The organism is Embleya sp. NPDC020886 (assembly GCF_044333915.1).
In the GTDB taxonomy this organism is placed as follows: domain Bacteria; phylum Actinomycetota; class Actinomycetes; order Streptomycetales; family Streptomycetaceae; genus Embleya.
On sequence record NZ_JBIRRX010000001.1, the window covers coordinates 1 to 20,097 of the forward strand.

General features: G+C 70.4%; 12 protein-coding genes and 2 CRISPR repeat arrays. Of the genes, 5 read left to right on the forward strand and 7 right to left on the reverse strand.

What is annotated here, in order from left to right; all coding sequences use genetic code 11:
- Positions 1-75: 75 nt before the first annotated feature.
- Positions 76-960: direct repeats of the CRISPR family, unit length 29 nt; unit sequence GGGACCATCCCCGCGTGCGTGGGGAGCAG.
- 113 nt (positions 961-1,073) lie between these two features.
- The 7 genes from cas2e to casA are packed head-to-tail and all read right to left on the reverse strand — an operon-like array spanning position 1,074 to position 10,365.
- Positions 1,074-1,421, reverse strand: coding sequence for a type I-E CRISPR-associated endoribonuclease Cas2e (gene cas2e, locus ACH4U8_RS00005; RefSeq protein ID WP_379988169.1), 348 nt, complete (start codon positions 1,419-1,421; stop codon positions 1,074-1,076).
- Positions 1,418-2,371, reverse strand: a complete 954-nt coding sequence (gene cas1e / locus ACH4U8_RS00010; protein ID WP_395775367.1) for a type I-E CRISPR-associated endonuclease Cas1e — start codon at positions 2,369-2,371, stop codon at positions 1,418-1,420. The genes cas2e and cas1e overlap by 4 nt, the downstream gene beginning before the upstream one ends.
- A 3-nt stretch (positions 2,372-2,374) precedes the next feature.
- A complete protein-coding gene (cas6e, locus tag ACH4U8_RS00015) occupies positions 2,375-3,085 on the reverse strand; it encodes a type I-E CRISPR-associated protein Cas6/Cse3/CasE (RefSeq protein WP_395775368.1) in 711 nt (236 codons plus the stop codon).
- Entirely contained in the window at positions 3,085-3,819 is a 735-nt protein-coding gene (gene cas5e / locus ACH4U8_RS00020; RefSeq protein ID WP_395775369.1) for a type I-E CRISPR-associated protein Cas5/CasD, read from the reverse strand. Before cas5e ends, cas6e begins: the two co-directional genes overlap by 1 nt.
- Positions 3,816-5,009: a type I-E CRISPR-associated protein Cas7/Cse4/CasC gene (cas7e, locus tag ACH4U8_RS00025; RefSeq protein WP_379988164.1), complete on the reverse strand. Its 1,194-nt coding sequence runs from the start codon at positions 5,007-5,009 to the stop codon at positions 3,816-3,818. Before cas7e ends, cas5e begins: the two co-directional genes overlap by 4 nt.
- Entirely contained in the window at positions 5,006-5,686 is a 681-nt protein-coding gene (gene casB / locus ACH4U8_RS00030; RefSeq protein WP_395775370.1) for a type I-E CRISPR-associated protein Cse2/CasB, read from the reverse strand. The genes cas7e and casB overlap by 4 nt, the downstream gene beginning before the upstream one ends.
- Positions 5,683-10,365, reverse strand: coding sequence for a type I-E CRISPR-associated protein Cse1/CasA (gene casA, locus ACH4U8_RS00035; RefSeq protein ID WP_395775371.1), 4,683 nt, complete (start codon positions 10,363-10,365; stop codon positions 5,683-5,685). The genes casB and casA overlap by 4 nt, the downstream gene beginning before the upstream one ends.
- A gap of 184 nt (positions 10,366-10,549) precedes the next feature.
- Positions 10,550-11,551: a CRISPR direct-repeat array (repeat unit 19 nt; unit sequence GGGACCATCCCCGCGTGCG).
- A 511-nt stretch (positions 11,552-12,062) separates the two neighbouring features.
- On the opposite strand from casA, the gene ACH4U8_RS00040 reads away from it, so the two are divergent.
- The 5 genes from ACH4U8_RS00040 (at position 12,063) to ACH4U8_RS00060 (ending at position 20,090) form a co-directional block, all read left to right on the forward strand.
- The gene (locus ACH4U8_RS00040; RefSeq protein WP_395775372.1) at positions 12,063-12,560 is read left to right on the forward strand and encodes a hypothetical protein; all 498 of its coding nucleotides are present in this window, start codon (positions 12,063-12,065) and stop codon (positions 12,558-12,560) included.
- Positions 12,524-12,862, forward strand: a complete 339-nt coding sequence (locus ACH4U8_RS00045; RefSeq protein WP_395775373.1) for a hypothetical protein — start codon at positions 12,524-12,526, stop codon at positions 12,860-12,862. Before ACH4U8_RS00040 ends, ACH4U8_RS00045 begins: the two co-directional genes overlap by 37 nt.
- A gap of 2,763 nt (positions 12,863-15,625) precedes the next feature.
- Positions 15,626-18,157, forward strand: a complete 2,532-nt coding sequence (locus ACH4U8_RS00050) for an FtsX-like permease family protein (protein ID WP_395775374.1) — start codon at positions 15,626-15,628, stop codon at positions 18,155-18,157.
- An 89-nt stretch (positions 18,158-18,246) separates the two neighbouring features.
- Entirely contained in the window at positions 18,247-19,446 is a 1,200-nt protein-coding gene (locus tag ACH4U8_RS00055; RefSeq protein WP_395775375.1) for a sensor histidine kinase, read from the forward strand.
- Positions 19,443-20,090 carry a response regulator transcription factor gene (locus ACH4U8_RS00060; protein ID WP_360312720.1) on the forward strand — a complete coding sequence of 216 codons (648 nt, stop codon included), beginning with the start codon at positions 19,443-19,445 and terminating at the stop codon, positions 20,088-20,090. The genes ACH4U8_RS00055 and ACH4U8_RS00060 overlap by 4 nt, the downstream gene beginning before the upstream one ends.
- The last annotated feature ends 7 nt before the right edge of the window (positions 20,091-20,097 follow it).

The following is a 20,097-nucleotide window of genomic DNA, read 5'->3' on the forward strand; positions in this document are numbered from 1 at the left end:
TGAACTGCTGTGTATATCTCTTTGGCACGTGCTTTCTCTTTCCGGTTTCCTACAACCCTACGCGGGTCGCTGTCCGGAAGATCAAGGGCACCTCAGGGGAGCAGGTGGGCGTCGTACTCGGCGGACACGGCAGCGGGGGACCATCCCCGCGTGCGTGGGGAGCAGCGAGGTCGTGCGGCACACGTGCGACGAGCCGAGGGACCATCCCCGCGTGCGTGGGGAGCAGAGCCAAAGCCCAGGGACCGACACGCACCGTCTGGGACCATCCCCGCGTGCGTGGGGAGCAGATCAAGTTCGTCGCGCTGGGAGCCGTGACCGAGGGACCATCCCCGCGTGCGTGGGGAGCAGCCCCGGAGGCATCCGCCTCCGGGGGTTTCACTGGGACCATCCCCGCGTGCGTGGGGAGCAGCCGATCCGCTCGCGGGTCCGGGTGGGGGTGGGGGGGACCATCCCCGCGTGCGTGGGGAGCAGTTCCCGAATCTCCTTGTGTAGGCGTTGCGTGAGGGACCATCCCCGCGTGCGTGGGGAGCAGCCGTCGAGTTGTGGCGCGGGAGCGTCCCCGAGCGGGACCATCCCCGCGTGCGTGGGGAGCAGCTGAGCTGCTGCTGCCACGACCCGACCCCAGCGGGACCATCCCCGCGTGCGTGGGGAGCAGCGGGAGATGTTTACCGCCGGGGGATGGACGGTGGGACCATCCCCGCGTGCGTGGGGAGCAGGGACCGCACAGCGGCCCCAACGACGTGAAGTCGGGACCATCCCCGCGTGCGTGGGGAGCAGTTCCCCCGACCCCCACCTTCCCGTTCAACGTGAGGACCATCCCCGCGTGCGTGGGGAGCAGCTACTTCTGTTGGGGCGCGAGTTGCGCGACGCGGGACCATCCCCGCGTGCGTGGGGAGCAGTTCGACCAGGAACACCCGGAGATCCGAGCCGAGGGACCATCCCCGCGTGCGTGGGGAGCAGGGTGACCTGTGGGTTTAGGGCTCGGGGAGGGTGTTTCCGAGCGGTTTCGTTGAGTCGGTCATAGAGGCCATTTCTCGCTTTTGGTGCGTTGGCGACAGTTGCTGGTGTGCTTTCTAGCGGCTCCCGAAGCGGCGGCGTTTGGCGGCCTTGCTCCAGCCCTGGGCGGGCGGCGCAGGTGGGCGGGCCTGTTCGTTGGGTCGCTTGATCAGCGTGAGGCCTTCGTGGTCGACCGGGTGCCATTTGTGGTCGTGGGTCTCGAAGGTGAAGCCTTGTTCGTTGTTGGTGCTGTAGGCCATCAGCGCGCGGCCGTTGCCGGCGTATTGACGCACCTCGTCCCACAGCGCCTGGCGGATTCGGGCGTTGGGGCCGCCGATGAAGACGCCGGGGGAGATCTCCAACAGCCAGCGGGTGAGGAACCCGCGTAGGCCGATGGGGCATTGGGTCAGGACGATGACGGTCACCACACCACCCCGTCGGCGTAGTTGACGCCCGATTCGACGTCTTGTCCGCGGTCGGATTGCAGGGTTACCCGGTCGTCGTAGTCCTCCGCCGGGTCGCCGGACTCCATGTCGGGCAGCAGAAGTCCCTTGATGTCCCGAACGCACCGGTCCAGCAGGGCGACTTCGTTGACACGATCCCGGACGGCGCGTCGGGTTCGCGAGCCGACGTCGTCGTCGCCTTCCGCCGCGACGTCGAAGGCGATCGGGATGCCGATCTCGGTCTTGTAGAGATCCGCCACATCCAGGACGAACGACAGTTCGTGGCCGGAGTGGACGAAGCCCAGCCCCGGTGCGCAGCCCAGGGCGGAGACCACCGCTTGAGCGATCCCGTACATGCACTGGGCCGCCGCCGTGACGGCCTGATTGGCCGCGTCGCCGGAGGCGAAGTCGCCCGGTGTGAAGCGACGTCCGCGCCATGGGACACCCGTCCGGGCGGCTTCCTTGCGGTAGCAGTCCTTGACTCGTGAGCCCTCCCGGCCGAGGAGTTCGTGCCGCGTGCAGCCCGCCGGGTCCTCGTCCGGGAACCGCAGCCGGTACATGGCGCGGGCGACGTGCAACCGACTGCGGCGGTTGGCCCATTGGGTCGCCTGTGCCTCGACCAGGGCCGAGGAACGGCTCAACGCTCGCCCGCCCGCGTAGAAGCGCACCCCCTGTTCCCCCACCCACACCACGCCCGCACCGCTCTCGCCCAGGACGCTCATCGCCTGGTGGGTGATCCGGGTGCCGGGGCCCAGGAGCAGGGTGCCGATCGTGGCCGACGGGATGTGAGTGGTGCCTTGGGCGTCCTCGGCGGTAATGGCGTTCGCGTCGCGGTGCACGACGCAGCGTTCCAGGTAGACGAAGGAAAGCCGGTCGCCGACGCGGGTCAGTTCGCGCGGTGTGGACAGGTTGCGTTTGCCGATGGTGGACACCGCTCACCCCACCGGTGCGAGGGTCATCAGTCCACAGCCGTACGCCTTCGCCTTCCCCAGGCCGGCCACGAGGGTGCGCCGGAGAGTGTCGGCGTCCACGACCTCCAGTCGGCCGTCGAAGGTGGCGGTGGTCAGGGTCACCCGCGCACCGCCCCGGCCTCCGGCTGCGCCGGACTTGCCGAAGGAGAGTCCCTGCCCGTTGCCAACCGTCAGTTCGAACTCGTCGCCCTCGGAGGCAAGTCGACGTTCGGCGGGTTTCGTCAGGACGCGGAAGCCGGATGCCTCCTGACGTTGCAGCAGCCAGCCCATCTGGTGTCGTGGAGTTCGATGGGCGGTGCGCTTGGTGGGTTCGCCGTCGGTGCGGCGGATGTTGTGCACCGGATTCGCGGTGAGTCGGAATGCCCAGATGCCACCCGGGCTGAGCCGGTCCAGGAAAGCGCTGTAGTCGTACGTGTCCCAACCGGGCGAAAGTGTGGGCCAGCCCGCCTGTTCGACGAGGTGGGTGAGGTCGGGGCGAGTCGGGCCGACGATGTAGAGGAGTACTTCGGCCTTGGCATTGTGGTCGATCCGCCACAGCACCCTGGGGGTGCCGGACGTGCTCGGCAGGATGTCCGCGAAGGACGACATCACTGCGGCGTGCAGCACCTGGGGCGAGGACAACAGTCGGCGCGCGCCGGTCCGTGCGGTGTTGACACGAAAACGAGTCAGGTACATCAGGCGCCTTTCAGGCCGCGCGTCGGATCGTGGTCGGCGGGTGTCACGTCGGCGCTCGAAGGCTGCGGTTCGGGGCGAGTCCCCGGAACAGGCACGGTCATCGTCCGAATCGTGCGCAGCGCGTATCGGCGATGTCGCGGGTCGAAGCTGAGCGGCTGATCCCGAAGGGTGTCCCCCGCATCGTCGCCGGCGTCGGCCTCGGTGATCACCGTCAATTCGGTGCGCAGTGCACGTCGGCGGCGCTTGCGGTACCACTCGGACGCTTGCCAGGCTTCGCCGGCCAGGGCCGCGTGGAGAGTGGCGCCGTGGTGGACGCGGATGTCCACCGGCCGATCCGGCGGGCACGATCGACGCCCCAGATATGGCAGGTACACGGGAGCGCGCACGGCCTCGTACAACGCGTTCACGAGCGCGTCGTCGCCCTCGACCGCCGCGACGAAGACGGCGTCGGCGAGGTAGAAGCGCTCGGACACCGGCATGGCCTTCTCGGTGTCGGCGTGCTCGGCGGTCTGGTAGTCGCGGATCCGGGTGCCGGGTTGGTCCACCCGTACCCCGAAGCGCAGCGCGGCGAGGTCCGCCGGGTCTTCCGCACGGTCGCGGCCCTGGGCCGCTGCCAGCAGGCCCAGGACGCCGCTTTTCGTCGGCGCCGACTCAGTGGTGCGGCGGGCGAACCGGGCCGAGGCCCCCCACGATTGCAGGGGGCCGGCCAGACACAAGGTCAGCACACTGCTCACGTGCCCTGGCCCGCGCGCTCGGTCACGGCCGCGCCGACGGCGGTGACGAGTTCCCGGAGGGTCACCTCCGTGCCCAGGTCGGCGAGTGCTGCCGTGTTGGGGCCGATCCGCAGGACCCAGGTGCTGGTGCCCTCGTCGGCGCCGTACGCCTTCTCGGTCGCGGGGACGGAGTCCGCGAGTCGTTCGCAGGCGCGGCGCACGTACCCGCTCGCCGAGTCGGCGGTGATCGGTTCCTCGAAGGCGCCCACGAAGCTGATCGGGCGGGCGGTGCGCAGCTTGACCACGACCGCGTCGGGGAGGGTGTGGTTGCCGAAGGTATTGATCTTCCCGGTGGGCAACGACTCGACGAATCCGCGCACGAACGCCTCGACCGCGCGGCGCACCGGTTCGTCGATCGGTTCGTCCTCGCGCAGGCCCGCGCCGAGGTTGCGGCGCAACAGGTCGACGTCGACGGCGGCGTAGCGGTACAGGGTGGCGGAGTTGAAGTCGACGGTACCGATCATGCCGGCGCCCGGTTCGGCGTCGGTGTTGCGGTCGTCTACGGCGGTGTAGTAGTCGGTCTCGTTCTCGACCGCGTGCACGCTGATCGCGTGGGCGACCTGGGCGGCGGCGTCGACGTTGATGTCGGCCGAGTCGGCGACCATGCGGCCGAACAGGGCGATGTCGACCGAGTGTCGGGTGTCGGCGATGCGTTTGGCCTGGGCCTTGTTGTCCTTGTCCTTGAGGAACGCCTTGATGTCGGCCGCCCCTTCGACGGCCAGTCGGGCAAGGCCGTCGAACTGCCGGTAGCCGAGGAACATCAAGTACGACGATTCGGGAGCGGGCTCCTCTTCGCCCTTCTTCTTGGCGGCCTCGGCGCGGCGCTTGGGCACCTCGATCTTGGCGCCGGTCGCTGCGTGGATCGTCTCCGCCGCCAACGCGAGGGCTTCGGGCCCCTTCAACGACGGGTCGAGTGTCGTGATCCGGTCGGCGAGGATCTCGACGACCCGCTTGGTACGCACGCCCAGGTCCGCGGGATCGAGTAAGTCCCCGAAGAAGCGTCGGGTGGCGCGCTTCCATGCCTGGCTGGAGACTCGGGCCCGTCGTACTCCGCCGTAGACGGCGGTCTTGGGAGAACCGGTGTCGTCGCGGTTGAGGTTGCTCGGGGGCACGGTTTGCAGCACGTGTACGTCGAGGATGGTCCGGCTCACGAAACGTCGTCCTTGTCGGTGGTTGTGTCGGTGTCGTCGTCCGGGCTCGCGTCGGCAGCGGTGGCGGGGGCTGTTTTCGGATCCCGGTAGGCGTGGAAGGCTGTGCCCCAGGCTCGGCGGATCTGTTGCCTCCCGCCTGGTTGCTGCCATCGGTAGAGCTGATCGGCGAGCAGTCCGTAGTCCAGGGGGATCTCCTCCCGACGCAGCAACTGCACGATGTCGCGCAGTCGTTCCGCAAGGGCGATCAGGTGGGGAGCCGAGCCGGCGCGGACGAAACGCTTTCGAATGGGTTCGTCGATTTCCATGCCGGGCATCAACCGGCGTACGGCGGACCCGAGTTCGTGGCCGCCCGGCACGTGCATGCGGTGTACCCGATGGGATTGCTGGTGCAGTGCCCACAGGGTCAGCGCGATGTAGGCGGCGTCGGCGGCACGATCCGTGTCCCCCTCACCGAGCCTGCCGGGTTCGTACAGCGGCTCCGTGCCGAGCAGGCCCCACAGGTCCGGCATGTCTTCGGACGGCTTGCCGGCGCCGCGCCGGATGCGGGCGATCGCGGCGACGGCGTCGCCGCGATCGTCGAGGTAGCCCTTCTGCAGGCCGCGGATGTGATCCGAGACGGTGTTGCCGACCGGGCCGAGCGGGCGGCGGCGGGTGGGGTTCGCGGTTTCGATGGTCATGCGTCGGCCTCTGGGGTGTGGGTCGTCGTGTCGGCCGGGATGGGGGTGAAGGGATGGCCGAGTGCCTTGTTCAGACGGGTCCGGAAGCGCAGGTGGGCCAAGGAGGCGGTGAGCCATTGGGGTCCGCCCTTGGCGTCGACCATGCGGCCTTCCCAGGCGGCGTCACCGGCGCCGTCCACCAGCTCTTCGCCCAGGTCGGCGATGATCCGGTGGGCTTGGCGTTGCCACTCGTGGCGACGTGCGAGCGGGTCGTCGCCGTTGCGGAGGTGGTACAGCCAATGGCGGAACGGGCGGTCCAGGGTGCCGAAGCCGAGATCGCGTGCCGCGGCCCGGCGCGGGTCCGATTCCTCTCCCGCGGCTTGGGCGAGTGCGGTGGCGAGATCTCCCAGTGCCATGACTGCGGCGTCCGCATCGGCGACCGCTTCCACTGCCGCCCGACCGAAACGAAAATCACTCTCGTGGAGCAGGACGACGTCCATCGTCACGCCGTCGTCGACCACCTCGTCGATGACGGATTGTTGCGTGCCGTACACGGCTCCCACGATCCGGGTTCGGATCAATCGTCGTCCCGGCAAAGGGCCTTCGGTGCTCAGACGTGCCACCCAGTCGAGGATCCGCGGCGAGATCACGGACGCGGCGTCTTGCCGCTGTTCCGCGATGCCCCGTTCCCTGCCCGCGGGGAGCAAGGCGGCGAGACCGCGCCACGCGGCACGGGTGGGGTCGTGCTCACGAGGCAGATAGACCAGCGGGAGGCCCAACTTCTTCTCCTGCGTGCGGCTGCGTCGCCAGCCCGTCATCGGTTCGTTGCGATGCATGTCGCGTGCGGCGAGCGGGTCGCCATAGGACAGGACGACGCCGTGGACGCCCTGTGCGTCGTGGTGCAGGCGTACCCGCCGGGACTGCCAGGTGTACAAGTCGCGCACGCCCGAAGGTCGCGAGACGATTTCGACGGAATGCGTTGCACCCGGGCCGTGTTGATCCCTGCGCCACGCGGGGCGGTCGTCCTTGTCGGCCCGTATCGTGCCGGTGTCGGTGGCGATCAGGTTGAGCAGGAGGGTCTCGCGGAGCGTGGCGCCCTCGGCAAACACGCCGCCGAGGTTGCCGGCCCAACCGACGCCCTGCGGATAGCCCTTGCCGCCCTTGACCCTGGGGTCGCCCACCGCGCCCGACTTGATGCCGGAGACGTCGAACGCGTGGGCGTGGACGAGCCAGCGGGCGGACTCGGCGAAATCGAGACGGTCCGCACCGGGCATCCGCATGGCAAAGAACGGATCCCCATTGGGGACGTCGGCGACGATCCGGTTGAGCGAGGCGACCTCGTCCTTGGCCGTATGGAGGTCGGCCACTTGATAGAACGGCGTCGAGGGGTGAAGCAGGTCGAACCGAGTCCGGTGGCGGTCGAGATAGGCCGGTACGGCGGCGAAGGGGTCCTCGCTCTCCCACAGATCCGCCCACGCGTCGATGTCCTCGGGCCCGTCGACCGCGTCGTGTGCGATCGCCAGCAGTAAGCGCAGTAACGCGAACTCCTGCGTGGGCAGGTCACCCACGATCCGTCGAAGGCTTCCCGCCTGAGCGAAGACCTCAGCCAACGACAGTTCGTCCTCGCTCCCGTCCGACCGCTGCACCGGCAACCAAGGCCGATCCACCAGATCGAACGACGGCGGACCCACGTCCATTCGGATGTGCTGCTCATTCCGTGCGGCGACGTTGCCCACCTGAAGTCCATCGGTCCGGCTGTAGTGAAGTTCGAACCCTGCCAGACGGCTCCGACAGTTCTCGTCGAGGACGAGAATCAGCTCGCCCGCGAGCCAGTGGCACTCCTTCGTCTGCCACGCGGGGACGCACAGTTCCTCCAGTTCGGCGATCGCCCGGTCCAGGATCTGCGGCCAGGAGAACTGGTGGGGAAGCCGTAGCCCGCACGAGGCGACGGCTCTGGCCACGGCGGGCAAGGGCACGGCGTCCGTGGGTAGTTCGCGTCCGCCAAGTCCTTTGCCCAACCACGGCAGGGTGGTCAGGGTGCCGTCGGCACGCCGTTGGACGACCAGCACCTCCAGACTTTCCTTGCTGTCGCGCACCTGGGCGCGTCCCGCGCGGGTGTCGTCTGCGTCGCCGACGCCCGCGTCGATCCAACCGATGATGGGGCGGCCGTCCTTGCGGACCTCGTCCAGCCTGAAGGCGTCGGCGGCCGTCCGCTGACGGGCCCGGCGAACCTCGTAGTCGGCAAGAGCCTCCTCCATGGCCGCCGCCCACGCGTCCGGTCCTTGCGGGGCGGACCCGTAGGCTCCCTGGACCAAGCCGCTGATGTCCTCGGGCAGGCACAGGAATCGGTCGTCCGAGTTGCCGTCCTCGTTCATGTGCGGGCCGAGCACGGCCAAGGAGCGCATGAGCGCGTACGGGCCGTAGACGCTGCGGGATCCGTCCACCGGTCGAGGTGGCGTCGCCTGCCAGTCGACGCCCACGACGAGGCAGCGGGCCGTGCGCAGCCGGGGCGGGCGCCGGTCCTGGTTTTCTCCCCGTGGATGACGGTGGAGTCGACCCATGCGCTGCAACATCAGGTCGACCGGACACAGGTCCGTCACCAACAGGTCGAAGTCGATGTCGAGCGACTGCTCGGCGACCTGGCTGGCGACCACGATGTGCGGACCCCGGGGACGCTTGGCCGTCGTACCCGAGGGCCGGCCCTCCTTGCGATCCGGGGGGCCGAATCGAACCAGCAGATCCGCGTCCTTGTCGGCGCGGTCGACGTCGACGAAGCGGGAGTGCGCGACGGTGACGTGTTCGGTACCGAACCTCCGGCGCAGGACGGCAGCCGTCTCCAGCACTCGATTCACCGTGTTGCGCACCACCAGGGCACAGCCACCGTCGGCCAGTTCATGGGCCAGCCGATCGGCCAGCAACTCCGGTTCGTCGTCGAGTCGTTCGAGCAGTACGTCGGTTCGCCGCCCCGAGGCGGCCGGACACGCTGTTTCCGGAGCCGACCCGGGCGACACCGAGGTCAACAGCGGGTAGCCCCCGATCGACGCGAGCGCCGCGAAGCCCTCTTCCGCCGCGGCCGCCGGCCCGGCGCCGGGGGTCCGCTCGGTCGACAGGCCGGCGTATGCCTCGGCCAGTTCGCGTCGCCGCGACGCGGGCAGGGTCGCGGACAGCATGATCACGGGCACCCGGTAGGCACCGAGCCAGGACAGCACCCGGTCCAGATAGGTGTTCATGTAGGTGTCGTAGGCGTGTACCTCGTCGATCACGACGACCTTGCCGGCGAGCGCGAGATGGCGCAGCGCGAGGTGACGGCTCTTGAGGCCGGCCATCAGGAGTTGGTCGATCGTCCCGACCACGAACGACGCCAGCGTGCCCTTCTTGCGTCCCCGCAGCCACTGGTGCGCCACCAACTCCGCCGAACAGCCCCGCACATCGGCCGACGGCCGCCACACATCCTGCGGCCCGAACTGGTCGACGGCGGCCACGGTGTGCCCGGTCCTGCCCATCAAGCCGGCGTACTGCTCGTTGAGCGCCGCCTTGGAGTGGGCCAGGAACACGGACCGTTCCCCGGACACGTCGCCGTCCGTGGGGAGCCGTTCCACCCAGTCCAGCAAGCGAGGGAACATCGCGTTACCGGTGGCCATGGTGGGCAACGCCACGAAACAGCCGCCGGCGCCGGAGCGAGCCGCGAAGATCTCGGCGACCGCGAGCGCCGCCTCGGTCTTTCCGTCCCCCATCGGCGCCTCGATCATCAGCAGACCGGGTACGGGCATCTCGCCCGCCAGCCGCACGGCCTCTTCCTGTACCGGGCGCACTCGCGCTCCGGGCGGCAGCTCGAAGCGCGACGCGAACAACTCGGCCGTCGGCTCGGTGGGTTCCCGTGCGCGCCACGACGGCGGAAGCTTGAGCCCACGCCAGGCTGCGGCCACCCGCTCGGCGTCGGTGCGTGGGTGCTCCTCGGGGAAGTACGGGAACAGGTCGGGGTTGCTGGCGATCCAGTCGGCGATGATGACCAGCCCGGTCAGCAATGCCTGGACGGGCTGCGGGAGCTTCAACGCTCGCCAATCGGACAGCCGATCCCCTACGCCGTACGTATCCGCGCAGGCATCGAGCAGTTCCGTCTGGATCCGGACCCAGGATGCCTCGCTTGCGCCGGGAGTACGCAGCAGTTCGGGATGGGCGACGAGATTGTGGATCTGCTCGTGCGCCGGTGGCGCTCCGTGATGCCCCCCTGGCACGATCCCGAACTGGACCGCGGCTCGGCCCGGCCAGCCGTGACGGTCTGCCAACCACTCCTGCAACAGGAGTTGCCCCGCCAGGGCGTGCGGAGCCATTCGCCGATCCTCACCGAACTGCTTCCGCAACGGCATGCCGAGCCCCGCGCTCCGCATCCGATCCGCGAGGGAGTCGACCTGACACGCGAACGCCGGCGTCGCCTTCCCGATGTCGTGCACAGCCGCCAACCACACCACCAGGAGCCGAGCATCACCGCCCTTCCGAGGCAACGCATCCGCCACCAGACGCCGGACGTTCTCCGGCACCCACCGGTCCCACAACAACCCCGCCACGGCGGCGCTGTCGGCCATGTGCCGCCACAGCGGCAACCATCCGTCCGTCTTTTGATCGTGCTTGGCCCACACCACCCGCGCGGCCGTCGACAACCCATCCCCCAGGCGCGACCCGTCGCACCGCTCACCACTCATGCCTGCATTGAATACACAAACGACTCCGGCCAAACGTTTATCGCCATACCGGCCCCTGGTGATCGCCGATGCGATATGCAAGCCCGGGGCTGCGCCCAACACCTGACGATTCCCCCGGGCAGGCACGGCAACTCAGCGTGCGCGGGAAGCAGCGCGACAGCCGTACCGCCGAACTTGTGCGGACGGGACCATCCCCGCGTGCGCGGGGAGCAGGACACACATCACCCCCTATGGCGTCTCTGACTGGGACCATCCCCGCATGCGCGGGGAGCAGCACCGGTTCTTTCGCGATCACGGATCGTGACGGGGACCATCCCCGCGTGCGCGGGGAGCAGCTTCCACAGCCCGAGTCGGGGCTGACGTTCCCGGGACCATCCCCGCGTGCGCGGGGAGCAGGGCCGGATCACGGCAACCCGCGTGAACCCCCTGGGACCATCCCCGCGTGCGCGGGGAGCAGGAGTCGGGTTCGTCGTCGTCCTGGTGCTCGGGACCATCCCCGCGTGCGCGGGGAGCAGTGACCAGATAGTGAGCGGGAGCCAAAGTCGTGGGGACCATCCCCGCGTGCGTGGGGAGCAGCCGTACCCCTGCGGGTACGCGACGCCATCCGAGGGACCATCCCCGCGTGCGTGGGGAGCAGGTCCGCTTGGCGGCGGGCTGAAGGAAGCGCCTGGGACCATCCCCGCGTGCGTGGGGAGCAGGTTCCGCACGACCACTTCGAGCGGGCGCGCCGGGGACCATCCCCGCGTGCGTGGGGAGCAGCGACCGGGCGCACAACTATCGAGCGGGTTGTCGGGACCATCCCCGCGTGCGTGGGGAGCAGTCCGCCGAAACGAGCGCGGGCGCGGATCGCATGGGACCATCCCCGCGTGCGTGGGGAGCAGCGATACGCCGGCGGATACGACGAGCCCGCCCAGGGACCATCCCCGCGTGCGTGGGGAGCAGCTCGATGCTCTTGCCCATGGCGCTGGCCTGCCGGGACCATCCCCGCGTGCGTGGGGAGCAGGTCATGGGCTGTCGCCGACCGAGGCGGATCTTGGGACCATCCCCGCGTGCGTGGGGAGCAGCCCCGGAGGCATCCGCCTCCGGGGGTTTCACTGGGACCATCCCCGCGTGCGTGGGGAGCAGCGATGGGCTGTTTTCGCAGGTCAGAGAGCTTTGGGACCATCCCCGCGTGCGTGGGGAGCAGGCTTGACGACCTGCGGGTTTAGCGCTTGGCGAGTGCCTTTGCGAGTAGTTTCATTGATTCGGTCATTAGCGCTGTTTTCCTGTCTTTTGGTGCAGATACGAACGCTGTAGTCATGCCTGCGGTGGCCGTGCCGCGAGCAGCACCGAGGAGCAAGATCATCGAGCCCCAGGTCGAACGCCAGCACCTTGGCCCCCGGTCATGATCTCGTGAAGGCGTCGCTCATCCAACTCCCCCGACAGCTTTCACGGTTCGATTCCACAGTCCTGGTCGACGGGATGGCCGCCATCGACACCTCCGGTGAGGTTTCCCTGCGTCCTCCCCGACCGGGTGGGCGTCGGCAAGGTCAAGGGCGGCTCGCCGGTCTCGATTTTCGACAACCGTGCCATGAATCGGGCCAACACGTCGATTCAGACGGCGAAGGCCGGACGCGACGAAGACAACAACGAGCCCGACGAGGAGTGCGCCCCTGGATGCCCGGGCTCCTCGTCCTCGCCAAGGAACTGAAGGAGGTATGACCAGCCTTCCGGGACTGGAGCTTCTGGCCCTGATCAAGCCGCACACGGGGGAGCCAAGAATCATCCGGCCGACGGCGCGTGGCTTCGGTTCCGACGTCGCGGCCCTGGTCGAGGGCGGGAACGGCCGATTCTTCGTCAAGGCTGTGAGGAACCGGCCCGGTGGTCGACGTGACTCTCTCGTCCGGGAACGCCTGATCAACCCGACCGCGCACCCGATTTCTCCAGCGCTGCCATGGAACGCAGAAGACGACGAGTGGGTGGCGCCTGGGTTCGAAATGGTCGAGGGGCGGTGCTCCGATTTTGCGCCGGACTCGCCGGACCTCACCTCGATCGTCGATAGCCTCAACCGCATCGGGGAGTTCGACCTGCCCGAGGTCGCACACGACTGGTCCGAGACCCGATGGAATCGGTTCGCCGCAGACGAGGCGCGGAGCCCGCGCTCTTTCGAAGCGACGCATTGCTCTACACCGACATCAACCCCGACAACCTCCTGATCGGCACCACGACCACCTGGGCGGTGGACTGGTCTTGGCCGACACGCGGCGCCGGATTCATCGATCCGGCCTGCCTGGTCGTGCAGTTGATCGCGGCGGGACAGAGCGCCCTCTCTGCGGAATCCTGGGTATCCCATTGCACGGCCTGGGCCAAAGCCGACCCCACCGCCATCGGCACATTTGCCGGCGCCACCGCGCGTATGTACCGCACGTTCGCCGAGCGCAAGCCGGACGCAGCGTGGCTCGGAGCAATGGCAGCAGCGGCCCGGAAGTGGGCCTCTCACCGCGGCGTGCTCGTCTGAACAAGTCTGCTGGACGACGTTCGGACACAGGAGGCCTGACCAAGCGCTTGGACCCCGACAGAGGGGCTTTTGCGGATGGGTCGGGCCGTTTCGGCGTGCGGTCGCGTCTTGGTCGGGTCGGGCGCGGGTGGCCTTGTGCTAAACGGTCGGCGTGGACCGGCGGAGATGGGCCAGGTCCCACCGTCACCGGCGGTCAGGAGCCCTGGGTCCCCCGGCGAGACCCGGGCGTTGCTCGCCGGGAAAGGCGCTGGCAACGGCGGAGCGGGAGGTCAGCCCGGTGAGGTTCGCCGGGGAGCCTTTCCGAGTGGGCCGGGCCGGTTCGGCGGACGTGTCGGGGTGGGTTCGCGGGGGGAAAGGCTACCCGCGTGGGTTGGGCAGGTCTTCATCCGGATCGCGGGACGACTTCCGGCTCTTCGATTTGCGCCGACCTGCGGTTTTGTGGGGTCGGCCGGCGAGAGCGCGTGCCGAGGGCCGGTTTCTTGAAGCCCGGCGGCGGATTTCGCGTGGGCAGTGTGCTCTCGGCGGGTGTTTCGGGTCGGGGCGGTCGGGAGGGCGTTCCGGCAACGTTCACCGGAGAGCCTTCTTGGGTGGGTCGGGCTGTTTCGGCGGGCGGTTGGGGGTGGGCGGTCGGGCGAGAGGCCGTCCGAGGGCTTCGAGAGTCACAATCCGGATCCCGAGACGGTTTCGAGCGCTCAGGTTTCCGCTGACCTGGGGTTTTGCGTGACCGGGCGGCGAGAGTGGGTGCCGTGGGCCGGGTTGTGCACCCCGGTGACCGGAACCGCCCACTCTCGGCCCGCTTTTCCCTCCTCGCCCCACCGCCCACCTACCGTCCGCCGAACCGGCCCGGCCCACTCGGAAAGGCTCCCCGGCGAACCTCACCGGGCTGACCTCCCGCTCCGCCGTTGCCAGCGCCTTTCCCGGCGAGCAACGCCCGGGTCTCGCCGGGGGACCCAGGGCTCCTGACCGCCGGTGACGGTGGGACCTGGCCCATCTCCGCCGGTCCACGCCGACCGTTTAGCACAAGGCCACCCGCGCCCGACCCGACCAAGACGCGACCGCACGCCGAAACGGCCCGACCCATCCGCAAAAGCCCCTCGGCAGACCTGACGAAAAGCACCCACCCGCTCCGCCGTTGCCGACACCTTTCCGGCAAGCAACACCCCGCGTGCGCGGGGAGCATCGCCGTCGCTGCCCACATCGCGCCTTGCGTCCGGACCATCCGGCGCCTCGTAGCCCTGGTCGCGCCTCGCGGGGGCGCCGAGAGTCGGCCGACCGAGGACGCGGCCCTGGTCGAGGGCCGGGTCGAGGGGCAGCAACGGGGGCGGGGGTGGTTCGTCGCGGATCGGTGGGCGGTGTGGCTCTCTCGTTCGGGGGCGCCTGGTACGGGCGGCCCCGGTCCTTGCCCGTAACCGGAGCCGAAGCCGGAGGCGGAGCCAGGGCCGAAGCCGAAGGCAACCAGACGAGGGCCGGAAGTCCGGCCGGACACCTCCGGTGCACGGCGTCGGAGGCCCGACGGGATCACACACCCGCCGGGAACGGCACGATGTGGCGCGCCACCGGGAAGTCGGCGGCCGCATCGGGTCAGACGGGCCTCGGATCGCGCTCCGGATCAGGGGGCTCGTCGTCGTGGCGCAGACCAACCCGGCCCAAGCGTGGGGACTCGCCGGATCGACGGCACGCGACCACGGCGAGCAGCCCTCGCTCGTGGCCGGCGTCGACCGCCGATGCCGGAGATTCGCTCACACCACGATCAGACCGCCGGGCCCGGGTCGGGGACAAGCCGGAACACCGTTTGCTCACGAGACTTTGAACCGACCGAGAACCCGGAGGCACGTTCCGGCCCTTCGGCCACGTCACCGAGCCGGGACGACCCCGCGTGCCGCGCCGCGATCATTCGGCCATCGGGAACATTTGTCCCCGCCGGTCTCGGATTCCGTCGGGCGGGCCAGGCGACGCCGTAGGTGCGGCGAGCGACTCGGCGGCCCGGAGCAGCTCCTGCAACGCCTTTGAAACCACGTGCAATTCGCGAAGCAGGCGGTCCTCGGAGGGTTCGTGGCACAGTCGAGCCGTGCGCCAACGCATGGTGCCGAGGGCCCGGTGGGTGGACTCGATCGCCGCGCGCAGCTCTTCGAGACGGTCTCCACGAACGGGACCGGAAGGCATCGGGCACTCTCCTTCGCATGTAGCGATCGGCGCGGTATTCACGTGTTCCGCGAAGTCGTCTCGGCTACCCGATCGAACGCCATCACCCGGTCGAGGCGAAGCATCCCGACTCGGATTCGGATTCGGAGACTCGGACTCGGGGCAGCCGCCGCGACTTCGCCCTCTCGACCCGACAGGTCCACGCGCCACGGTTGGCAGTCACTCGTTGCCGGTGTGAGGTCGAGCGCCGGCCGACCGGCGAGTCACGCCGTGCACGTCGATCCGGCAGCGAGACAACCGGACCGAACCGAACCGAACAGGACCTCTCCACGAGAGTAGGGACTCCCCCGACGTCACCCTAGTCGTTCATACGCCGCGCATACGCGAAGAGCCCACACTCGAACACGATTTTGACAACCCATCGGCACCGATACCCGGTCGACCCGTCGGATCGCAGGCGATGCCTTCGTTGGTTGTCTCGGTCCGATCGGACCGTCGCCGTGGCGATCGTGGATGGCGGTGGCCTCCGCCCGGCCGTATCGAGGGCGGTCGGCGGCGCGTGAGGGTGGTGGGGCCGGGCCCGTATGGGACGGAAAACCTTTCGGCTTCAGGACGTTGCTCATGCTCAGGAACGCTCTTCGTACTCTCGCCGCGCAGCGCACGCGGCTTGCCCTGACCGTGCTCGCGATCGTCTTCGGTGTCGCGTTCGTGGCCGGGGTGCTCACGCTCAAGGACAGCATCACCGAGGCGTCCGCGTCGGCTGCGGCCGACGACTTCGCCGGGGTCGCCGTCGGTGTCCGGGCCGATCCCGATCCGGGGACGCCCGACCGGCCGGCGCTGGACGCGCGGCTGGTGGACCGGTTGCGCGCGCTGCCCGGCGTCGGGGCCGTGCGCGGGTCGGTCTCCGGGCCCGCCGTGGTCGTGGACCGCAAGGGGGACCTGGTCGGCCGGGTCGAGGAGGCGGTGGGCACCAACCACGCGCCCGGGCCGGACGGCGTCGATCCGCTGTACCGGGTGACCTCGGGTCGCGCGCCGACCGCCCCCGGGCAGGTCGCCATCGACGACGCCGGGGCCCGCTCGGCCGGCTACCGGGTCGGCGATCGGCTGCGCGTGGTCGCCGGCGGCGGCACCCTGGACGCCACCCTCGTCGGCACCGTGCACGCCGACGACGCCCGGATCCGGCTCGGCGCCACCCTCACCCTGTTCGACACCGCCACCGCGCAACGCCTGTTCGCCGCCCCCGGCGCCTACGACCTGATCACCGTCTCCACCCCGCCCAAGACCAAGACGCCCGACGCCGCACTGCCCCAGGCCGTCCGCGCCCTGGTGCCCGCCGGCGCCGAGACGGTCACCGGCGCCGAACTGACCTCCGAGCGCCGCGAACTGGCCGCCGCAGGCACCGCCGGACTGGCCACCGGGCTGCTCGTGTTCGCGGGCATCGCGCTGTTCGTCGGCACGTTCATCATCACCAACACCTTCACCATGCTGATCGGCCGGCGCACCCGCGAACTCGCGCTGCTGCGCGCGGTCGGCGCCACCCGTCGCCAGGTCACCCGCTCGGTGCGTTTCGAGGCGCTGGCCACCGGGCTGGTCGGCGCACTGCTCGGGTTGCTGCTGGGCATCGCGCTGGCCGCAGGGCTGCTGGCCCTGCTGCGCGGCACCGACGCCGAGCCGCCGCGCGGCCCGCTCGTGGTGCGGCCCACCACGATCCTGTGGTCGCTCCTCGTGGGCGTCGGCGTCACCGTCGCCGCCGCGTGGCTGCCCACCCGCAAGGTGGCCCGGATCCCCCCGATGGCCGCGCTCCGGGCGCACCTGCCCGGTCCGGCCGGGCTGCTGCGCCGCAACCTGATCGGCCTGCTCCTGATCGTGCTGGGCGTGGGCGGCGGCTACGCGACCGTGCGCACCGCGCCCGGCGGCGACGGCCAGTCGGTGCTGATCGTGGTGTGCGGGATGGTGGCCGTGACCGGCGTGCTGATGCTGATCCCGCTGTTGTCCGTGGCCGTGATCGGCCTGCTCGCCCGTCCGCTCACCCGGGTGTTCGGGGTGACCGGCCGGCTCGCGAGCCGCAACGCGCTGCGCGATCCGCGTCGTACCGCGGCCACCGCGTCGGCCCTGATGATCGGCCTGTTCCTGGTCACCGGACTGACCGTGATCGGCGCGTCGTTGAAGGACAGCCTCGACCACGCGGCGGCCCGCGGGTTGACCGCCGACTACGCGGTGTCCACCACGCTGCGCGACCCGATCGCGCCCGCGACCGTGGAGCGGATCGGCCGCCTCCCACATGTCGCCGCCGCGAGTGTGTACCGCACCGCCACCGCGGAGATCGCCGGCGGCGAACGCGAACTGGCCGCCCTGGACCCGGTCGCGGGCCCCGCGGTGATGCGCTTCGACTTCGTCGAGGGCGGCCCCGAAACCCTGCGCACCGACCTGTTCGTGGAGCGGACCGAAGCGAAGGCACGCGGACTGAAAGTCGGCTCGACGGTAGCCGTGACCTTCCCCGACGGAGCCCCGGGCACGCTGCGCGTCGGCGGCATCTTCCGGGCCAACCCGATCGCGCTGCCCTACCTGGTCTCCACCACAACCCTGGATCCGCACCTGGAACGCCCGGTCGGCCGCCAGGTGTTCGTCCGGAGCCTGCCGGGCGAGGCCAAGGCCCTCCAGGCCACCCTGGACGAGGCGTTCGGCGCCGATCCGGCCCTGCGCGTGCAATCCAAGAACGACCTGCGCAAGGGCCTCGCGGCCGGCATCGACCTGCTCCTGAACATCGTCTACGGCCTGCTCGGGATGGCCGTCATGATCGCGGTCATCGGCATCGTCAACACCCTGGCGATGTCCGTGCTCGAACGCACCCGCGAGATCGGCCTGTTGCGCGCGATCGGCTTGGACGCCCGCCGGGTGCGCGACCTGATCCGCCTGGAGGCGGCGCTGATCTCCCTGTTCGGGGGCCTGCTCGGAGTCGGACTGGGCGTCGGGGTGGGCGTGTTGGCGGTGCGCGGCATCGACCTGGGCAACGTGCCGCTCGGCGCGACCATCCCCTGGCTGCGGATCGCCCTGTTCGTGCTCGGCGCGATCGGCGTCGGCGTGCTCGCGGCGGCCTGGCCGGCCCGGCGGGCGGCGCGCATGTCGGTGCTCGGCGCGCTCGGGACCGAGTGAGGATGCGCCGGCTCCCCCGGGCCCGGTTCGCGGTCGGCCCGCCCGGTGACTGGCCGGACCGCTGGACCGGTGCCGGTACCTTGACGGACGTGCCGAACGTGCGTCGCCCACCCGCCGCGTCGATCCCCCGCGCCGTCGTGTTCGACGTCCTGCTCGCCGCGTCGGTCGCCGCCCTGTCCGGGTTGCTGCGCGCGCTCGGGCCGCTGGACGCCGACGGGTGGCATACGCCGAGCGATGTGCCGTGGTGGGGGATCCTGGTCCAGGTCGCCGCCGGCCTCGCCCTGGTGTTGCGGCGGCGCCGGCCGCTCGTCTCGGCCGGGGTCGTGTTCGCCCTCTCGCTCGGCTGGCCGGTCCTGGCCGGGCCCTTCTCCGCCTACGCGCTCGGCGCGTACGCCCCGACCCGGCGCGCGGGTTGGGCACTCGCCGCCGGGCTCGCGCTGACCACGTGCGAACCGTGGCGGACCCAGTCCGGCTCGGACCTGGTCGTCGAGTTCATCGCCATCGGCACCCCGCTGCTGCTCGGCATGTACCTGGCCTCGCGCCGGGGCCTGCTGCTCGCGTTGGCCGAGCGCGCCGAGCGGGTCGAGCGCGAACAGGTCGAACGCGACCGGCAGGCGCGCGCCGAGGAGCGCCGCCGATTGGCGGGCGAGATGCACGACATGATCACCCACCGGGTCTCGCTGATGGTGCTCCAGGCCGGTGCGCTGCGCACGATCGCCGAGCGCGACAACGTGCGTTCGGCCGCCGAGGAGTTGCGCCTGACCGGCTGCCAGGCGCTGGCCGAGCTGCGCGAGTTGGTGGCGGTGCTGCGTGACCCGGACGACCCGTCGCCGACCGGCGCGAGCGCGCGTGGCGGCGGGCCGACCGGGGTGGACGTGGTCGATCTGATCGCCGATTCGCGGGCGGCCGGTGTACCCATCGAGCTGACCGTGAGCGGCACCCCGGCCGCCGTCGACGCCCCGGCCGCCGTGCGTACCGTGCGCCGGGTGGTGCAGGAAGCGCTCACCAATGTGCACAAACACGCGCCCGGCGCGCACGTCGCGGTGTCGATTCGGCACGCGGCCGAGGGCATCGGCGTCACCGTCGCGAACACGGCGGGAGCACGGCCCCCGGACGTCGACCTCGGCACCGGCGGTACCGGCCTGCTCGGCCTGCGCGAACGCGTCGAACTCCTCGGCGGCCGACTGCACGCCAACCCCGACGACGCCGGCGGCTTCGTCGTGGACGCGCACGTCCCGATCGACGTTACCCCGACCATCCACCGAGACCTCGACGAAGGTGCCGCATGATCCGACTCCTGCTCGTGGACGACGAACGCATGGTCTGCGCGCACCTGCGCACGATCCTCGGCGGCGCCCCGGACCTCGAGATCGTCGGCGAGGCGTACGACGGCGCCGAGGCGCTGGAGCAGGTGGTGCGGCACCGCCCCGACGTGGTCCTGCTCGACCTGCACATGCCCGGCGTGGACGGGCTCTCGGCGCTGCGCCGGATGGTCCGACTCGACGCCCCGCCCAAGGTCGTCGTGTTGACCACGATCGACACCGACGACCACGTGCTCCGCGCGCTGCACATCGGAGCGGTGGGCTTCCTGCTCAAGGACACCCCGCCCGAGGACCTGGTCTCGCTGCTGCGGGTGGCCGCCGACGGCAACACGGTGTTGTCGCCGGCCGCCGCGCGCAATCTGATCGGCGCGAGCGCGGCCCGCGACAACGCGCGGCGGGCGGCCCGGCACGCGATCCGCGAACTCAGCGACCGCGAGGCGGAGATCCTGGGCTGCCTCGGCGAGGGCCTGTCCAACGCGCAGATCGCCGGCCGCCTGCACCTCACCGAGGCGACCGTCAAGGCGTACGTGTCCCGCACCCTGACCAAACTCGACTGCACCAACCGCACCCAGGCCGGCCTGATCGCCCACGACGCGGGCCTGACCGGCTGAGGCCGGC